The organism is uncultured Microbacterium sp. (assembly GCF_900078385.1).
Classification (GTDB): domain Bacteria; phylum Actinomycetota; class Actinomycetes; order Actinomycetales; family Microbacteriaceae; genus Microbacterium.
The window spans coordinates 193,999-209,560 of the sequence record NZ_FLQR01000006.1 but is presented as its reverse complement, the minus strand read 5'-3'; the positions used below and the strand labels follow the sequence as shown (position 1 = coordinate 209,560).

Annotated in this window: 19 protein-coding genes and 1 tRNA gene; 16 read left to right on the top strand and 4 right to left on the bottom strand. The window is 68.1% G+C overall.

Annotated features, from left to right (window positions below):
* Window positions 1–43 precede the first annotated feature (43 nt).
* From QZL85_RS06000 to QZL85_RS05970, 7 genes are all read left to right on the top strand, one after another.
* On the top strand, window positions 44–919 hold the full coding sequence (locus QZL85_RS06000) for a sialidase family protein (protein ID WP_295574874.1): 876 nt from the start codon (window positions 44–46) through the stop codon (window positions 917–919).
* A gap of 35 nt (window positions 920–954) precedes the next feature.
* Entirely contained in the window at window positions 955–3,408 is a 2,454-nt protein-coding gene (locus QZL85_RS05995) for a cation-translocating P-type ATPase (RefSeq protein ID WP_295574872.1), read from the top strand.
* Window positions 3,395–4,117 carry a response regulator transcription factor gene (locus QZL85_RS05990; RefSeq protein WP_295574868.1) on the top strand — a complete coding sequence of 241 codons (723 nt, stop codon included), beginning with the start codon at window positions 3,395–3,397 and terminating at the stop codon, window positions 4,115–4,117. Before QZL85_RS05995 ends, QZL85_RS05990 begins: the two co-directional genes overlap by 14 nt.
* A 242-nt stretch (window positions 4,118–4,359) precedes the next feature.
* The gene (locus tag QZL85_RS05985) at window positions 4,360–5,256 is read left to right on the top strand and encodes an ATP-binding protein (RefSeq protein ID WP_295574866.1); all 897 of its coding nucleotides are present in this window, start codon (window positions 4,360–4,362) and stop codon (window positions 5,254–5,256) included.
* Window positions 5,257–5,369: 113 nt separating this feature from the next.
* Window positions 5,370–5,594, top strand: a complete 225-nt coding sequence (locus QZL85_RS05980; protein ID WP_295574862.1) for a hypothetical protein — start codon at window positions 5,370–5,372, stop codon at window positions 5,592–5,594.
* Window positions 5,591–5,830, top strand: coding sequence for a DUF2933 domain-containing protein (locus tag QZL85_RS05975; protein ID WP_295574860.1), 240 nt, complete (start codon window positions 5,591–5,593; stop codon window positions 5,828–5,830). Before QZL85_RS05980 ends, QZL85_RS05975 begins: the two co-directional genes overlap by 4 nt.
* Before the next feature lie 203 nt (window positions 5,831–6,033).
* Window positions 6,034–6,348, top strand: coding sequence for a thioredoxin family protein (locus QZL85_RS05970; RefSeq protein WP_295574858.1), 315 nt, complete (start codon window positions 6,034–6,036; stop codon window positions 6,346–6,348).
* An 88-nt stretch (window positions 6,349–6,436) separates the two neighbouring features.
* Here the strand turns inward: QZL85_RS05970 and QZL85_RS05965 are convergent, their stop codons facing one another.
* Genes QZL85_RS05965 through QZL85_RS05955 form a run of 3 tightly spaced genes read right to left on the bottom strand, consistent with a single transcriptional unit; the run spans window position 6,437 to window position 8,285 of the window.
* Window positions 6,437–7,039, bottom strand: a complete 603-nt coding sequence (locus QZL85_RS05965; RefSeq protein WP_295574856.1) for a peroxiredoxin — start codon at window positions 7,037–7,039, stop codon at window positions 6,437–6,439.
* Window positions 7,036–8,010, bottom strand: coding sequence for a cytochrome c biogenesis CcdA family protein (locus tag QZL85_RS05960; RefSeq protein ID WP_295574854.1), 975 nt, complete (start codon window positions 8,008–8,010; stop codon window positions 7,036–7,038). The genes QZL85_RS05965 and QZL85_RS05960 overlap by 4 nt, the downstream gene beginning before the upstream one ends.
* Entirely contained in the window at window positions 8,010–8,285 is a 276-nt protein-coding gene (locus tag QZL85_RS05955; protein ID WP_295574851.1) for a glutaredoxin, read from the bottom strand. Before QZL85_RS05955 ends, QZL85_RS05960 begins: the two co-directional genes overlap by 1 nt.
* Window positions 8,286–8,764: 479 nt before the next feature.
* Here QZL85_RS05955 and QZL85_RS05950 point away from each other — a divergent pair.
* Window positions 8,765–8,850: transfer RNA gene (locus QZL85_RS05950), tRNA-Ser, on the top strand.
* 318 nt (window positions 8,851–9,168) lie between these two features.
* On the opposite strand, the gene QZL85_RS05945 is transcribed toward QZL85_RS05950, so the two are convergent.
* Window positions 9,169–9,759, bottom strand: a complete 591-nt coding sequence (locus tag QZL85_RS05945; RefSeq protein WP_295574849.1) for a helix-turn-helix domain-containing protein — start codon at window positions 9,757–9,759, stop codon at window positions 9,169–9,171.
* Between the two features lie 77 nt (window positions 9,760–9,836).
* Here QZL85_RS05945 and QZL85_RS05940 point away from each other — a divergent pair, with 77 nt between their 5' ends.
* From QZL85_RS05940 to QZL85_RS05905, 8 genes are all read left to right on the top strand, one after another.
* Window positions 9,837–10,745, top strand: coding sequence for an NAD(P)/FAD-dependent oxidoreductase (locus tag QZL85_RS05940; RefSeq protein ID WP_295574846.1), 909 nt, complete (start codon window positions 9,837–9,839; stop codon window positions 10,743–10,745).
* Between the two features lie 60 nt (window positions 10,746–10,805).
* On the top strand, window positions 10,806–11,072 hold the full coding sequence (locus QZL85_RS05935; protein ID WP_295574843.1) for a hypothetical protein: 267 nt from the start codon (window positions 10,806–10,808) through the stop codon (window positions 11,070–11,072).
* A 133-nt stretch (window positions 11,073–11,205) separates the two neighbouring features.
* On the top strand, window positions 11,206–12,231 hold the full coding sequence (locus QZL85_RS05930) for an NAD(P)-dependent alcohol dehydrogenase (protein WP_295574840.1): 1,026 nt from the start codon (window positions 11,206–11,208) through the stop codon (window positions 12,229–12,231).
* 53 nt (window positions 12,232–12,284) lie between these two features.
* On the top strand, window positions 12,285–12,674 hold the full coding sequence (locus tag QZL85_RS05925; protein WP_295574837.1) for a DUF805 domain-containing protein: 390 nt from the start codon (window positions 12,285–12,287) through the stop codon (window positions 12,672–12,674).
* Window positions 12,671–13,384: an ABC transporter ATP-binding protein gene (locus tag QZL85_RS05920; RefSeq protein WP_295574836.1), complete on the top strand. Its 714-nt coding sequence runs from the start codon at window positions 12,671–12,673 to the stop codon at window positions 13,382–13,384. The genes QZL85_RS05925 and QZL85_RS05920 overlap by 4 nt, the downstream gene beginning before the upstream one ends.
* Window positions 13,381–14,667: an ABC transporter permease gene (locus QZL85_RS05915; RefSeq protein ID WP_295574835.1), complete on the top strand. Its 1,287-nt coding sequence runs from the start codon at window positions 13,381–13,383 to the stop codon at window positions 14,665–14,667. Before QZL85_RS05920 ends, QZL85_RS05915 begins: the two co-directional genes overlap by 4 nt.
* Before the next feature lie 16 nt (window positions 14,668–14,683).
* Window positions 14,684–15,325, top strand: coding sequence for a DUF2306 domain-containing protein (locus QZL85_RS05910; RefSeq protein ID WP_295574834.1), 642 nt, complete (start codon window positions 14,684–14,686; stop codon window positions 15,323–15,325).
* Window positions 15,322–15,561, top strand: a complete 240-nt coding sequence (locus QZL85_RS05905; RefSeq protein WP_295574831.1) for a hypothetical protein — start codon at window positions 15,322–15,324, stop codon at window positions 15,559–15,561. The genes QZL85_RS05910 and QZL85_RS05905 overlap by 4 nt, the downstream gene beginning before the upstream one ends.
* Window position 15,562: the final 1 nt, after the last annotated feature.

Here is a 15,562-nt window from a genome sequence, read left to right as displayed (position 1 = left end):
GGAGCATAAGCCGCGTCACTCGCACCTGTCAGAGGAGACTCCCTTGAGAAGCCCCATCGTCACCACCACCGCCGCCACGCTCACCCTCGGCATCGCAGGGCTACTGGTCGCCTGCGCGCCAGCAACGGCACCGACATCGTCGGCGAAAACTGCGGACCCGTTTGGTCATGTCCACGCCATCGTCGCCCGCGGCGCGGAAACGCTGGTCGCCACTCACACCGGTGTCTACGTGCTGGACGAACAGGGAGCCGTCACCGGTCCGCTGGGTGGATTCGATTTCGACGCGATGGGGTTCACTGCCACCGCCGACTCCTGGTTCGCCTCCGGCCACCCCGGACCCGCCACGCCCCCAGAACTCGGTGCCCCGAATCTGGGGATCATGCGCAGCGACGACGAGGGTGAATCATGGGCGTCGACTGCGTTCACTGGCATCGAGGACTTCCACATTCTCACCGCCGACGCCGACGGCACTCTGTACGGGATCGGCTCCAGCAGCCCGGCGCTGCGCACCAGCAGTGACAGCGGTGTGACATGGACTAACAGGGCGGTCCTGGACAGCGTCGCGGACGTCGCCGTCTCCGCCGCAACGCTGTACGCGGCTACCGAGAGCGGTCTGCTACGCAGCGCAGACGGGGGCGAGACGTTCGCGCCCGTCGCGGACGCACCGCTGCTGTACTCACTCGAAACGTGGGGCGGTCAGGATCTCGTCGCGGTGAGTACCGACGGCGTCCTCTGGCGCCTGACCGCTGCCGGCGGCTGGGAGCGGATCGGCAATGCCTCTGGCCGGGTGCAGGCCATTTCCGGCGCTGCCGAGGGCGCGGTGCTGTTGGCCGACGACCGCGGCATCGTCCGCATCGCCCCCGACAGCGACCAACCCACCATCCTTCATCCGAGCGCTCCCGCGGGAGCGGACCGATGAGCATCCATCCGCCATTCGATACAGAAGGGACTGAGATGACCGACTCCCTGAGGACCGTCACGTTGGAGGTCAGCGGGATGATCCGCGCGACCTCCAAGAACGTCACCGAAGCTCACCTCGCCCGCCAACCCGGGGTCATCGGTGTCGAGGCGAATCCCGTCTCGCAGACGGCGACCGTCACCTACGACACCGGCATGACCTCGGTCGCGGGCTTGCAGGAATGGGTGATCGAGTGCGGCTACCACTGCGCCGGTCAGTCTGTGCCCGACCACATCTGCGACCCCGCTGCTGACCCGCACGACCACGCCGCGCAGAAGGGCGCCACCGGTCACGACATGCACGCGGGGGCTACGCAGACGAGCCACCCCGGCCAGGCTCCGGGACCCCTTGCTGAGCACGTTCATGGCGGCGAGGCCGGTGCGCACTCACCGCAGGAGATGATGGGCCACGGCGGTCACCATGCCGGCATGTCGATGGACGCGATGATCCGTGACATGCGCAACCGGTTCCTGGTCGCGCTGATCCTGTCGATCCCGATCACATTGTGGTCGCCGATTGGGCGGGAGGTGATCGGGTTCGAGGTACCCGCCCCGTTCGGGTTGCCCGATGACGTGTTCGCGCTGATCCTCTCGCTGCCGGTGATCTTCTACTCGGCCTGGATCTTCTTCGACGGGGCGTATCGGGCGCTCCGCGCCCGCACCCTGGACATGATGGTCCTCGTCGCGGTGGGCGTCGGCGCCGGGTGGCTGTACAGCCTCTTCGTCACCCTCGCCGGTGGCGGCGAAGTGTTCTACGAGGCGGCGACCGTGCTCGCCACGTTCGTGCTGCTGGGGCACTGGGTCGAGATGCGGGCCCGCGGCGGTGCGAATGACGCCATCCGCACGCTTCTCGAGCTGGCACCCCCGCAGGCGGTCGTGATCCGCGACGGCCAGGAGGTCGAGATCGCCACCTCCGACGTGGTGCCCGGGGACCTGATGCTGGTGCGGCCGGGCGCCAAGGTGCCCACCGACGGAGTCGTGGATTCGGGGGAGTCGGAGGTGGACGAGTCGATGGTCACCGGCGAGTCCATGCCGGTGGACAAAGTCCCCGGGTCAGCCGTGATCGGCGCGACCGTGAACACCATCGGCACGCTGCGGGTGACGGCGACGAAGGTCGGCGCCGACACGGCGCTGGCGCAGATCGTGAAGCTGGTGCAGGAGGCGCAGAACTCCAAGGCGCCCGGGCAGCGGCTCGCCGACCGGGCCGCGTTCTGGCTGGTTCTCGTCGCCCTGATCGGCGGCACCACCACATTCCTGGTATGGATGCTGGCAGGAGCAGCCGTACCGACGGCGATCCTGTTCGCCATCACCGTCGTGGTCATCACCTGCCCCGACGCCCTCGGGCTCGCCACCCCGACCGCGATCATGGTTGGCACCGGCCTCGGTGCCAAGCGCGGCGTGCTGTTCAAGAGCGCGGGCGCGATCGAGTCCGCGGCCCGCATCACCACTGTCGTCTTCGACAAGACCGGCACTCTCACCAAGGGTGAACCCGAGGTCACCGACTACCTCACCGCAGACGGAGACGATCTGGAGCTGCTGAGCCTGGCGGCCGCCGCCGAGCGGGAGTCGGAACATCCCCTCGCCCAGGCGATCGTCGCGTACGCCGACGCCCGCGAGATCCCGCGACGACACGCCACCGCTTTCCGGAACATCACCGGGCAGGGCGCCGTGGCGACCGTGGACGGGAAGCGGATCGTGCTCGGCAACACCCGACTGATGGCAGCGGAGGGCATCGACATCACCTCGGTGGAGGCATCCCAGCGGGAGCTGGCGGGCTCGGGCCGCACCGCGATCATGTTCGCCGTCGACGGGCGGGTCGCCGGGGTCATCGCCCTCGCCGACGCGCCCCGCGAGAGCGCGAAGGCTGCCGTCGACGCCCTGCACGAGCAGGGTGTCGAAGTCGCGATGCTCACCGGCGACAACCAGCCCACCGCGGATCGGATCGCCGCCCTGCTGGGTATCGACACTGTGATCGCCGAGGTGCTTCCCGAGGACAAGTCGCAGAAGGTCGCCGAGCTCCAGTCCGCCGGCAAGAAGGTGGCGATGGTGGGCGACGGCGTCAATGATGCCCCGGCGCTCGCGCAGGCCGACCTGGGCATCGCGATCGGTGCCGGCACGGACGTCGCCATCGAGACCGCGGATGTGGTGCTCATGCGTTCCGACCCGCTCGACGTCGCGATCGCGCTGAAGATCGGCAAGGGCACATTGCGCAAGATGCGGCAGAACCTGGGCTGGGCGATCGGCTACAACGCGGCCGCCCTTCCGATCGCCGCCGGCGTCTTCTACCCCGCATTCGGGATCATGCTCTCCCCGGAGATCGCCGCGCTGTCGATGTCCGGATCCAGTGTCATCGTCGCCGTCAACGCGCTCCTCTTGAAGCGGCTGGGCCTGCCGGCTCAGTCCGTCGTTGTCGGCCCGGGTCCGGCAGAGAAGGAGCATGGCAGTGTCTGATCCGGTTCCGCCAGCCGCCCCGCGCCGGGCACTCGTGGTTGACGACGAGCAGCCCCTCGCGATGGTCGTTGCCGGATACCTGGAGCGTGAGGGTTTCGAGGTCGCGTTGGCGTCCGATGGGCCGTCGGCGGTGCAGTTGGCGCGCGAGCAGGACCCTGCTGTGGTGGTGTTGGATCTGGGCTTGCCTGGCCTGGACGGGGTGGAGGTCTGCCGGAGCATCCGCACGTTCTCGGACTGCTACATCCTCATGCTCACGGCCCGAGTCGACGAGGTCGACATGCTGATCGGGTTGTCGGTGGGAGCGGACGACTATATGACGAAACCGTTCAGCCCGCGCGAGCTGGTCGCTCGCATCGCGGTCATGATGCGGCGCCCGCGCGCCGCGGCTGCCGAAGAGTCCGCCCCGCTCGTTTCGTTCGGCGCGTTGGCGATCGACGTTCGAGGACGCGAAGTGTCATTGAAGGGCCGCCCGGTGCCGCTGACGCGCATCGAGTTCGACGTACTGGCGGCGTTGGCGCTGAACCCAGGTCAGGTGTTCACTCGCCAGGCGCTCATCAACGCGGTGTGGGGTGGGCAGTGGGTCGGCGATGACCACCTCGTGGATGTGCATGTTCTGCACATCCGGCAGAAGCTCGGCGACACGGCCACCGAGCAGAACTACGTCCGGACGGTCCGCGGGGTGGGATACCGGATGGGGCCCGGACGATGACCAGCCCCGCCCGTGAGCCTGCGGCCCGCGGGATCGCCGTGCGTCTTGTCATCGCGATGACCTTGGTCGTGGTCGCGGGGGGTCTTACCGCGTTCCTTGTTGCTGCTCTCGTCGGCCCGGCCCTTTTCGTCCAACACGTCGCCGAGTCGGGGGGAACCTCCCAAGGCGCTATCGGCCACGCGGAGGAGGCCTTCCGGTCTGCGAGCACGCTCGCCACGACCATCGCTCTGGGCTCCGCCGCGGTGACGTCCGTCGCCGCGAGTATCTTCCTCGCCCGCCGCATCGGCGCGTCGTTGCGCACGATGGCCGAGGCATCCACTCGCCTCGCCACGGGCCGCCTCGATACCCGTGTCGCCGCGCCCGGGGTCGGTGCCGAGTTCGACCAGCTCGCTCTCGCTTTCAACGCCATGGCCGATCGCCTCGACCGAGACGAGCAGCTGCGCCGGCGGCTGACGGCGGACGTGGCCCACGAGCTGCGCACGCCGGTTGCCACCATAGCGGCCACCCTGGACGCTCTGGACGACGACGTTCAGCAGCTCACCCCCGAGACCACCGCGGTCTTGCGGGCACAGGCGTCCCGTCTCACCCGGCTCTCCGCGGACCTCACCGCCGTCAGTCGTGCCGACAGCGGTAACCTGCGCCTGCACCGGCGACCGCTCGCACCCGGGTCGATCCTCTCCGAGGCGGCGGCAGCCGCCACCGGCGCCTACGCCGCCGCCGGCGTGACCCTCGTCGTCGATGCTCCGCACCTGCCGGATCTGTCCGTGGACCCCGACCGGCTCGGGCAGGTCTTCGCGAATCTTCTCGACAACTCGTTGCGACACACCCCTGCCGGCGGCACCGTCCGTCTCAGCGCCGCGCCCACCCCGACTGGGGTGCGCTTCGTCGTCGCCGATGACGGTGAAGGCATCGACCCCGCGCACCTGCCGCACCTGTTCGAGCGGTTCTATCGGGTGGACTCGGCCAGGGACCGCGCACACGGCGGGTCGGGGATCGGCCTCAGTGTCACCCGCGCGCTCGTGCACGCGCACGGCGGGACGATCGCCGCTCACAGCGCCGGTCCGGGCCACGGCGCAGAATTCCTCATCGAACTGCCCTTCGACGGGGAGCGCGCCCCGCGTGGCGCGCACCTTCAGTGATTCTTCATCAGGCCACAGCGCGCCCTTGATCTGCGCCGCCCAGTCTGGAAGGACATCACCGGCAACCTCGCAGGTGAAGAGAAGAGGCGGTCGTGAGTGTGTGGTGCGGGCAGATGGATGTCGTCGGCTGGATCGCCATGGTCGCCGGGTGGGGGATCGTCATCGGAGTCCTCGTCTGGGCGGTGCAACGCATCTTCCCCGCCCCGCCGACACCGAGCGACGCGAAGTCCTTGCTGGACGCACGCCTGGCCAGCGGCGACATCGACCTTCCCAAATACCAGTCAATCCGGGCCGCTATGAACGATTCGGCGTCCGTCAACCACGAAGGAACACGATGAAAAAGCACCTCATTCTCCTCGCCAGCGCCGCGACGATCATCCTCGTCGGCCTTGTCGCGTTCGGCGTCGATCTCGCCCAGGCGCTGCCGTTTGCCCTGGTGCTTGCCTGCCCGCTCAGCATGATCGCGATGATGTACTTCATGAACAGGCACGGCACTCGCGGCCGCGGAGAGCCGTCGACTTCGGCGCACGACCAGCATGCCCCGTCGCGCGATAACCACGAGCGTCTTACCTGACCCCGCTGATCAGCCCCGCCTGATCCACGGGTCGGCTTCGCCCGCACCCTCACCTCCGCCGCCGACTGGCGGAGGTGAGGGCGCCTTCCTGCTCGCGGGGTTCCTCCCTCGCACCGGCCCGCGGGGTTATCCTCGGCGCACCCGAATCCTCACGCGGTAAGGCGGGTGCTGCAGAGACGAGAATCGCGGCGGACACTGAACCTATGGACATCGAGCTCCTGCATATCGACGACTGTCCGAGCTGGGTGGAGACGCGCCGTCGACTCGAGGCGGCCCTCCGTGCGACAGGCTTCGGTGATACCCCGATCAGGCTCCGAGTCGTCACCACCGGGGAGGAGGCCACCCGCCTGGGATTCGCCGGATCGCCGACGGTCCTTCTCGACGGCGTGGACCTCTTCCCCGGTGGGGAACCAGCCTCGGACGTCGCGTGCCGGGTTTACGCGACTCCTACGGGGCTCGCGGGGCTGCCGACCACCGAGCAGCTCATTGATGCGATCTCGTCCGCGCATAGTGAGTGACTCGCGGACGGGGCCTTATCGCCCCGCGTCTTCTGCCAGGTAGGCCAGGCCGTGGGCTCGAGGACTCAGTGGTCGCGGTCGCGGGGGCCTATCCGAGCGCTTCCTGTACCTCGTGGAGGAGCTCCTCGGGGTCCAGCCACATCGAGGGGTAGTCGCCGCGCCAGCGCTCGTTCCCCTCGGCGTCGATGAGGACGAACCCGTGACCGGGGAGGCCGGCATGCATGCCCTTGCCGAGGACGTCGTAGGCCTGCGACACGGTCCCGTCGTCGAGCAGGTACGGGGTTGTGACGCCGAACGCGTCCATGTCCGCCTGGATCTGCGCGGCCGGGTTCATCACGATGGGGAGGACGGTGATGTCCTCTTCGGCGAAGCCGGAGTTCTTCTCGATGGCTGCCATCTGTGCGATGCAGGAACCGCATCCGGCGCCCTCATTGAAGTACAGCACCACCGTCTCTCCGCGAAGATCGCTTAGGCTGACGGTGCTCCCATCGGTTGCGGGCAGGGTGAAGTCTGCGGCGGCCTCCACATCGACCGGGGCCGCCTCGGGGATGGCGGAGAAAATCCCATACCCGACCAAAACGGCGCCGACGGCTACGGCCGAGGCGGTGACCCAGATCCGTGTCCGTGAGCGGGGGCTCTGCCTGCGGGTGCGGGCGGGGGCGCTGACCGTTTCGCGGGTCTTGCGGTTCATGGGGTGCTCTCCGTGGGTCGGGGTGTGGGGTCAGCGACGGGGTCCGGTGCGTCGACAGCGCGTCCCGTGGTGTGAGGTGAGTCGCCTCCGTAGGGTGGGTCGAGGGGCGTGTCGTGGCCACGATCGCGGAGTGTCGCGAGCACGAAGATGCCGACCAGCCCGATCAGGGCGGCGCCCAGAACTGGGTCCGGGATCGGCGCCGTCCACTGCAGGACGAACGCGAACAGGTCAGTCAGCCACGCGGCGACCCCTGACTGCGACCCGCCGCCGGTCATATCGGTCGCACCGGCCTGCAGGATCACTGCGACGCCCATCGCGACGAATCCGACCGCGACGAGCAGGTTCACGGTGTTCGTCGCGAGTACCCGGCCCCCCACCCGCAGGCGCACCGGCTTCGCGCGCAGCCACGACTGCCCGCCCTTCGGGAGCTTGTCCCACAGCAGCGCCATGAGGAACAGAGGCAGCACCATGCCGAACACGTACGCCAGCCCGAGCACCGTGCCACCCGCCGGTGAGCCGGACAGCGCGGACAGGGTCATCACCCCCGCGAGAACAGGCGCGCAGCAGCTCGACGCGATCCCGGAGAACACGCCGAGGCTGAAGAACGTCGCCGTGTCGCTCCTCCCCGCGCTCGGGGCTCGCAGCCTCCCGGGCAGGGACCACATCCGGCCGGAGAGGGCCAGGATCGCCAGCGCGATCATCAGAAGCCCGCCGGCCCAGTAGAGGACCGCGTGGTAGCGGGCGATGGCGCCGGCGATCAGGTTGGCTCCGACGGTGATCGGGACGAGGACCGCCGCGAGTCCAGCGGCGAAGACGAAAGTCAACGGCAGCAGTTTCCAGCGTCGGTTCTTCACGGCGGCGGCGAGGTAGCTGGGGGCGAGGAACACGATGCAGCAGGGCGCGAACAGCGCGACGCCGCCGGCGAGAAAGGCGGCGAGGATCGACCCGGTCGCGAGGAGCTCGCTGCCCATCAGATGCGAACTCGCGTCACGCCGAGAACCCGTGAAAGGAGTCCGCGCGGCAGCCGCCCAGCGCTGAAGAACTCGCCCTCGAGCAGGATCAGAGGGAACATCGCCGGCCGATGCCGGGCGACAAGCGCGCTTCCCCGAGCTGATTCGGCATCGACGACCTCAAGGTCGACAAGACCCTCCGCGCGGGCCTTCTCGAGCACAAGCTCCGCGTCTGCGCAATGTCCGCACGCGGCAGAGGACACCAGCAGGACCTGCGGACGGCGGGTGGGGATCACGGGGGGTCGATCGTTCACTCCCTCAGCCTCATCGGCGCGCGTAGGGATTTCATTGGGGTTCGATCAAGATTCGATCAAGGAGGCTGATCGCTGCGTACAGCCGCACCCGAGCGGCGTGCCGAGCCGCTACGACACTTGACGCAGACCGGGGCCGATCCACGGAATGACGTGGCAAGCGGCCCCGGTCTCCTGCTACCGAAGCCGTGCTTGATGGCCTCGAATCCCACGGTTTATGGCGCCTGACAGCCCGGCGACCGCACGGAACACACGATCCACTTGTCGCCCTGGTGGGGCGGCTCTCGCGGGGGAGGCACGCGGCGCGCTAGGTGCCCCCCAGGTGTCCCCGAGCATGCCGAGCGGCCACCGACGGGGCGATCGAGGAGGGCATATCGAGCGCCGAGTGCCGCCGCGATGCGAACGCTGAGCGCCTGATCAACCCGGCATTTCGCGTCGCTGAGCGGCGCGACCGCGCTGAGGGCGGAGTGACCGCTACGTCGCGATTTCACCCTGCTAAGGTGGAGTTCCCTTACGGGAACCGAGGGTTCAAATCCCTCCGTCTCCGCCACAAAAGCCCCGGTTAAGCAGTGTTTCTGAGCGTTGCTTGGGGGCGCCAGATCTGCCGATTCCTTCTTCATCCAGGCCAAGTGTCCCCGCAGGTGTCCCCAAGAGGTGCACCACCCTCCGTCGCGTCGACAAGGTGGTGTGCCACGACGCAGAATTGCCTCCCAGCCGGGTGTTTACCGTTTACATCTCTGTCCCGAATGTCCCCCGGGTGTCCCTGGGCATGCGGAGCGTCGCATAGGCACGTCCCACCCGGAGCATTGAGATCTCCAGAGCGTCCGAGTGCTGCGCGATGCAACAGCTGCGACGGTCCGAAGCCGCGTTAGGACGGCCCCGCTTTCCTGCCGGTGCGGACGTGCGCATGTTCGCCCTGGCTTCCGAAGAGGCTGAGAACCTCGGCAGGACTCCCATCTGCGCTGCCGAACCAGTGCGGAACGTGGGTGTCGAACTCCGCTACCTCGCCGGCGGCGAGGGTCAGGTCCTGGTTGCCGAGGACGAGTCGTAGTCGCCCGCTGAGAACGTAGAGCCACTCGTACCCTTCGTGAGCCCGAGGTTCGGGGCGAGTCTTGCCGGAGGGGATGAGGATCTTCCACGCCTGCACCGGTCCGGGGTGCGGCGTCAGCGGGATGACGACGCGCCCGTGCACGCGCCGAGGCTTGAGGCGGACGCGCGGGTCGCCGATCTCCGGAGCTCCGACCATGTCGTCGAGAGGCACACGGTACGTCTGGGCGAGGGGGAGGAGCAGCTCCAGGCTCGGCCGACGCTGGCCGGTCTCGAGGCGGGACAGCGTGCTCTTCGAGATCCCTGTAGCTTCCGACACCGCCGTGAGCGTCATCGCGCGCTGACGCCGCAGCCACTTCAGCCGGGATCCGACGCCGTCGAGCGCGGATTCGATCGAGACGGGCTCATTCACTGGGCCAGTGTCACCGAGAGTCCCGGAAATGGCAACGGACTTTGCCGGGCGCGGGCCGATGGGGTGACGCTTCCCGCATGAACACATACGACGTCCTCATCGTCGGCGGCGGGCCCGCCGGATTGAACGCGGCTCTGGTGCTCCTGCGCGCCCGTCGCCGGGTCGCCGTCGTCGACGCCGGACACCCCCGAAACGCGCCCGCTGCGAACATGCACGGCTTCCTGTCCCGCGACGGCATGCCACCCGCTGAACTCCTCGCGGCAGGACGCACCGAACTCTCGAGGTACGGCGGTACGGTCATCGACGGCACGGTTGTCGATCTCGCGCCCGGGTTCGTCGCGACGCTTGGCGACGGCAGCACCCTCGCCGCCCGACGCGTGCTGGTCACGACCGGCTTGCGGGACAGCATCCCCGACATTCCTGGCGTGTCCTCGCGCTGGGGCCGCGACGTGCTGCACTGCCCCTACTGCCACGGCTACGAAGTGCGCGACCAGCCGCTCGGCGTCCTCGGCGGCGATCCCGCAGCGATTGCGCACGCCGTCCTCCTCCGGCAGTGGTCCGACGACGTGGTGCTGTTCGTCGGCGACGAAGAACCTGAGTCCGAGCACCTCGAGACGCTCCGTGCCCGCGATGTCGCAATACGGCGAGGAAGGGTACGCCAGCTTGTCGTCGAAGAGGACACGCTGCGCGGCGTCGAGCTGGAGAACGGGGACTTCGTCGCCCGCACAGCTCTCTTCGTCCGGCCCACCTTCACGCCGCACGACACTCTGCTCCATGCACTCGGCTGTGCCACCGACGACCAGGGCTGGACCGCCCACGACGACCTCGGAGCCACGAGCGTTCCCGGCGTCTATGTCGCGGGCAACGTCGCCGACCCTCGCGCACAGGTCATCACTTCGGCGGGTCAAGGATCGGCGGTCGGCATCGCCATGAACGCCGCCCTTGTCACCGAGGACGTCGAGACCGCCCTCCAGCAACGACTCTGACCTCCGCCAGCGCCCATCCGCCAGCCACCCCACGTCCACCAACACCTCACGGAGAACCTCATGCGCACATCTGCCGGCACCACTCCCCGCACGAACGTCAACCCCGTCCCGCCGCCCAGCATGCACCAGCTCGCGCTGATGATCTGGCTTGCCGTGTTCCCCACCCTCACGGTGCTCAACCTGGCGCTCGGTGATCTGCTCGCACCTCTCCCCACCGTGCTGCGCACCCTGATCCTCGTCACCCTCGCAGTCCCTGTCGTGATCTACCTCGCGATGCCGCAGTTGCATCGGGCGCGTCGCGCGCTGATCGCCCGTAGGACGGGCTGACCCCGCGATCGGGAGGGTGAGACGTCGCAGCGCGTGAAGATCACCACATCTGGTGACGACAGATCACCACATCGGTTCATACCTTGCTCGCATACCCCATGCCGGGCATCCCGGAATTCGAGAGGAAGAGAACATGAGAGCTGCCGTCTACCGCCGGTTCGGCGGGCCTGAGGTCGTCCGGGTCGAGGAGGTCGCCGATCTGGCGCCCAAGCGCGATGAGCTCCTGGTGCGCATCCACGCCACTACTGTGAGTGCCGCCGACCACCGCTCACGATCCCGGGACATCCCCGCAGGCCTCCTCCTTCCCAGTTCACTCGTTCTCGGCTTCTTCCGCCCCCGCCGCCGCGTGCTCGGAATGGACATCGCCGGCGTCGTCGAGAGCGCCGGCACCGACGTCACCGCGTTCGCTCCGGGCGATGAGGTCGTGGCGATGCTCGGCAGCCGCTTCGGCGGCCACGCCGAATACGCCATCGTCAAAGCGACCGATGCCGTGGCGCATAAGCCCCAGGACCTCACATTCGGTCAGGCTGTCAGTCTCGTGTTCGGAGGGATCACCGCTCAGGCGTACCTCAACCAGACGGCAGTCACTGCTGGCACCACGGTCCTCGTCAACGGTGCCTCCGGAGCAGTCGGAACTGCGGTCGTCCAGCTCGCCAGCGCCGTCGGCGCGCATGTGACCGCAGTGTCCCGTGGTCCCAATCATGAGCTGGCCCTCCGGCTCGGGGCGCAGAGGACGATCGACTACCGCACCCACGACTTCGCCGCCGACGGGACCACGTACGACGTCATCGTCGACTGCGTAGGCAACGCGCCGGCCCGTCGCGTGCATCAGAGCGTGACCAGAGGGGGCGCCCTGCTGCTCGTTGCGGCGGATCTCCGGTCCCTCGTCAGAGCCAAACGCGACGCCCAGCGATACGGCATCACCGTCGTGACGGGCCCCGGCGCGTACCGCGCCGCGGACCTGCAGCACCTCATGTACCTAGCGCAGATCAACGACATCGCGCCCGTCATCGATCGAGAATTCCCCTTCGACGCGATCAGCGAAGCCCATCGATACGTCGACAGCGGCCGAAAGCGCGGAAGCGTCATCGTGCACCTCACCGACGCCAATCCGACCCCGGTCGTCACGGCCGCCCCCGAGACCGCCGCTCGGAACTGAGCCGACAGAGCCGGCCCACACTTTCTCACCCGCCCCACCCGAAAGGCATCCTCATGACGTTCCCGCAGTCCATCCGCAACGGCTTCCGCCGATACGCCGACTTCTCCGGCACAGCCAGCCGCTCGGAGTTCTGGTGGTGGATCCTCTTCACCACCCTCGTCGGCGCCGCGCTCGCCGCACTCCCCGTTCCCACCGCCGCCTTGGTCGAGGGTGCAGCCTTCAGTGTGCCCACACTGACTCCGGTGTGGCACATCGTTGTGCTCCTGCCCACCCTCGCGGTCGCCGTCCGACGACTTCGCGACGGCGGTTCGAGCTGGGCACATCTCTTCTGGATCCTGTTGCCCGTCGCCGGGCCGATCGTACTCGTGGTCCTCTGCTCGCAGCCATCCGCCGCGCGCGCCGGCGACCGCCAGCCCACAGCATCCGCCGAGGTGCTCCGATGAGCATCCAACCTCCCCCGCCCCTTCTCGACGCCGCCGACCTGGGCCGCTCCTACGGCCGCGGCGTCAACCGCTTCGACGCGTTGAAAGGCGTATCCATCCGCATCGCGCAGGGGGAGTCGGTCGCCATTGTGGGCCGAAGCGGCTCAGGCAAGTCCACCTTGATGCATCTCCTGGCGCTCCTCGACCAGCCCGACGAGGGCGTCCTCCGGGTGGCGGGTGTGGATGCGGGGACCCTGACCGCACGGCAGGTCAGCCGACTGCGCAACACGACGTTCGGATTCGTCTTCCAGCAGTTCTTCCTCACCCCCAATGCGAGCGTCCTCGAGAACGTCGTCCTCCCGTTGAAGATCGCCGGCGTCGGCCGAAAGGAACGGCGCGCGCGAGGGATGGCGGTGCTCACCGAGCTGGAATTGGACGACAAGGCGAAGAACAAGGCAGTGAGCCTGTCCGGGGGTCAGAAGCAGCGACTCGTCATCGCGCGCTCCCTCGTGAACAACCCCCAGCTCATCTTCGCCGACGAGCCGACCGGAAACCTGGACACGGCGACCGGCCGTCTCGTCGAAGACATCCTGTTCCGGCTCAACAGAGAAACCGGCATCACCCTTGTGATCGTCACCCATGACCCGGAGCTCGCCGCACGGTGCGATCGCCAGGTGCGCATCAGCGACGGACGCGAAGTCACCACAGAACCCATCGGAGCCCACGCATGAACGTCGTCGACACCCTCGCCTCCGCGATCGGCAACAGTCTGAGAAGCAAGACCCGCACCCTCCTCACCGTCCTGGCCATCTTCATCGGCGCGTTCACGTTGACAATCACGAGCGCGATCGGCACCGGCGTCTCCGACTACATCGACAACCAGATCGGAGCTTTCGGGGCGAAGGACGTCCTCACGGTCACGAAGGCGAGCGACGAGCCTGCGCGCCAGGAGGGACCAGCCGAGTACGACCCGGACGCCGCGATCGTCGGCGCCGATCTCACACAGTTCGACACCGAACCACTCCTCGACGAGGACCTCGACACCATCCGCGGCATCGACGGCGTCCTCGATGTAAGCGCCGTGCGGCAGGTCCGTCCCCGCTATATCGAGAGCGGCAACGGCGGCAAATACGTCCTCGACGTGAATGCCACTGCCAATCTCACCACCCCCGACCTTGCGGCCGGCACCCAGCTCGACAACTCGGGAACAGAGCCGCAGATCCTGCTCCTCTCCTCCTATGTCGACGCACTCGGACTCCCCAATGCAGCGCGCGCCATCGGATCCACGGTGCGCATCGGGATCGCCGACTACACCGGGCAACTGCACGAGGTCGCGGCCACCGTCACCGGCGTGCAGAACGAGACGATCCTCGCCTCGGGCGCGGCCCTGAACGAGGCGCTTCTCGAACAACTCCACACCGTCCAGAGCATCGGGCAGCCTTCCGCGACGACCGAGCTATCCGTGGTCGCCACCGCGCACTTCGACCCGGCCGCCAGCGAAGCGGAGATCGACGCGATGCAGAGTGCGCTCGCCGACGCGGGCTTCCAGGCGGCCACCGTGTCGGACCAGATCGGCGTGATCCAGACCGTCGTCGACGGCATCATCGCGGTGCTCAACTCCTTCGCGGTGATCGCGCTCATCGCCGCAGGATTCGGAATCGTCAACACCCTGCTGATGAGCGTTCAGGAACGCACCCGCGAGATCGGCTTGATGAAGGCGATGGGAATGCGAGGCGCGAGCATCTATGCACTGTTCAGCACGGAAGCAGTCTTCATCGGCTTCCTCGGGAGTGTGCTCGGCGCGGCGGCCGCGATAGGGATCGGCAGCATCGCGAACGGCCTGATCGTCGAGAGTTTCCTCGCCGAGCTCGAAGGGCTGCAAGTCTTGCGCTTCGAACCCGTGCCCGTCGCGTCGATTCTGCTCACCGTGATGGCCATCGCGTTCCTCGCGGGCACCTTGCCCGCGCGGCGGGCGGCCCGTCAGAACCCGATCGAGGCGCTGCGCTATGAGTGAGTCAAGGGGCGTCGCCATGAACGCACGTCTGCTTCCGGCCGCGCTGATCGTGTTCGGCCTCATCCCCCTCATCGCCAACGGGCTGAGACGGGCAGCGCAGGCGACCGGAGCGGCCGGGACGGCTCCGGGCGAAGGAAGCGGCATGTCTCTCCCGGTCCTGCTTCACGTGATCGGCGCGACGGTGTTCGTCGTCCTCGGCGCCCTCCAGTTCTCCGTCCGCCTTCGCCGCCGGCGACCCGAATGGCACCGGACCGCCGGTCGGCTGGCGATTCTGGCCGCCCTTCTCGCGGTCGTCTCCGGCATCTGGCTCGCCTTCGAGGCACGGTCGAGCGCCGGCGCGTTGCTCTTCACACTGCGGCTGCTCGCGGCGTCCGCACTGGCGCTCTTCGTCGCGCTGGGATTCAGGGCCATCCGCCATCGTCGTCTGCCGCGGCACCGGGCATGGATGATCCGTGCCTACGCGATCGGGCTCGGTGCCGCGACGCAGGTGTTCACGCTCGGCTTTGGCCAGGAGCTCTTCGGGAGAGGCGAGCTGGCCGTCGCGCTGCTGAACGGCGCCGGATGGGCCATCAATCTCGTCGTGGCCGAGTGGGCGATCCGTCGCGCGGGGCACCAGGTCGACCGGTCTGCCACTCGCGCGACGGTGGTGCTCCGATGAGTGCGGCACCCGCGCACGACGAACCAGGTGCCTATGAGCTGCGTGTCGGTCGCCATCTGGATGATCGCTGGGCGGAGTGGCTCGGCGGCCTCACGCTCACGCGCGAACCCGATGGGACGACGACGCTGCGCGGTGCCGTCGCCGACCAGGCGGCGCTGCACGGCATCCTGATCAAGATCCGTGACCTGGGAATGATCCTCCTCTCCGTACAGGTGATCCGAGGGCCGGATTCCTGAT

Coding starts and splice junctions, on each gene's coding strand:
- QZL85_RS05995 (WP_295574872.1), top strand. CDS start 955: ATGACCGACTCCCTGAGGACCGTCACGTTGGAGGTCAGCGGGATGATC.
- QZL85_RS05990 (WP_295574868.1), top strand. CDS start 3,395: ATGGCAGTGTCTGATCCGGTTCCGCCAGCCGCCCCGCGCCGGGCACTC.
- QZL85_RS05980 (WP_295574862.1), top strand. CDS start 5,370: ATGGATGTCGTCGGCTGGATCGCCATGGTCGCCGGGTGGGGGATCGTC.
- QZL85_RS05975 (WP_295574860.1), top strand. CDS start 5,591: ATGAAAAAGCACCTCATTCTCCTCGCCAGCGCCGCGACGATCATCCTC.
- QZL85_RS05970 (WP_295574858.1), top strand. CDS start 6,034: ATGGACATCGAGCTCCTGCATATCGACGACTGTCCGAGCTGGGTGGAG.
- QZL85_RS05965 (WP_295574856.1), bottom strand. CDS start 7,039: ATGAACCGCAAGACCCGCGAAACGGTCAGCGCCCCCGCCCGCACCCGC.
- QZL85_RS05960 (WP_295574854.1), bottom strand. CDS start 8,010: ATGGGCAGCGAGCTCCTCGCGACCGGGTCGATCCTCGCCGCCTTTCTC.
- QZL85_RS05940 (WP_295574846.1), top strand. CDS start 9,837: ATGAACACATACGACGTCCTCATCGTCGGCGGCGGGCCCGCCGGATTG.
- QZL85_RS05935 (WP_295574843.1), top strand. CDS start 10,806: ATGCGCACATCTGCCGGCACCACTCCCCGCACGAACGTCAACCCCGTC.
- QZL85_RS05930 (WP_295574840.1), top strand. CDS start 11,206: ATGAGAGCTGCCGTCTACCGCCGGTTCGGCGGGCCTGAGGTCGTCCGG.
- QZL85_RS05925 (WP_295574837.1), top strand. CDS start 12,285: ATGACGTTCCCGCAGTCCATCCGCAACGGCTTCCGCCGATACGCCGAC.
- QZL85_RS05920 (WP_295574836.1), top strand. CDS start 12,671: ATGAGCATCCAACCTCCCCCGCCCCTTCTCGACGCCGCCGACCTGGGC.
- QZL85_RS05915 (WP_295574835.1), top strand. CDS start 13,381: ATGAACGTCGTCGACACCCTCGCCTCCGCGATCGGCAACAGTCTGAGA.
- QZL85_RS05910 (WP_295574834.1), top strand. CDS start 14,684: ATGAACGCACGTCTGCTTCCGGCCGCGCTGATCGTGTTCGGCCTCATC.
- QZL85_RS05905 (WP_295574831.1), top strand. CDS start 15,322: ATGAGTGCGGCACCCGCGCACGACGAACCAGGTGCCTATGAGCTGCGT.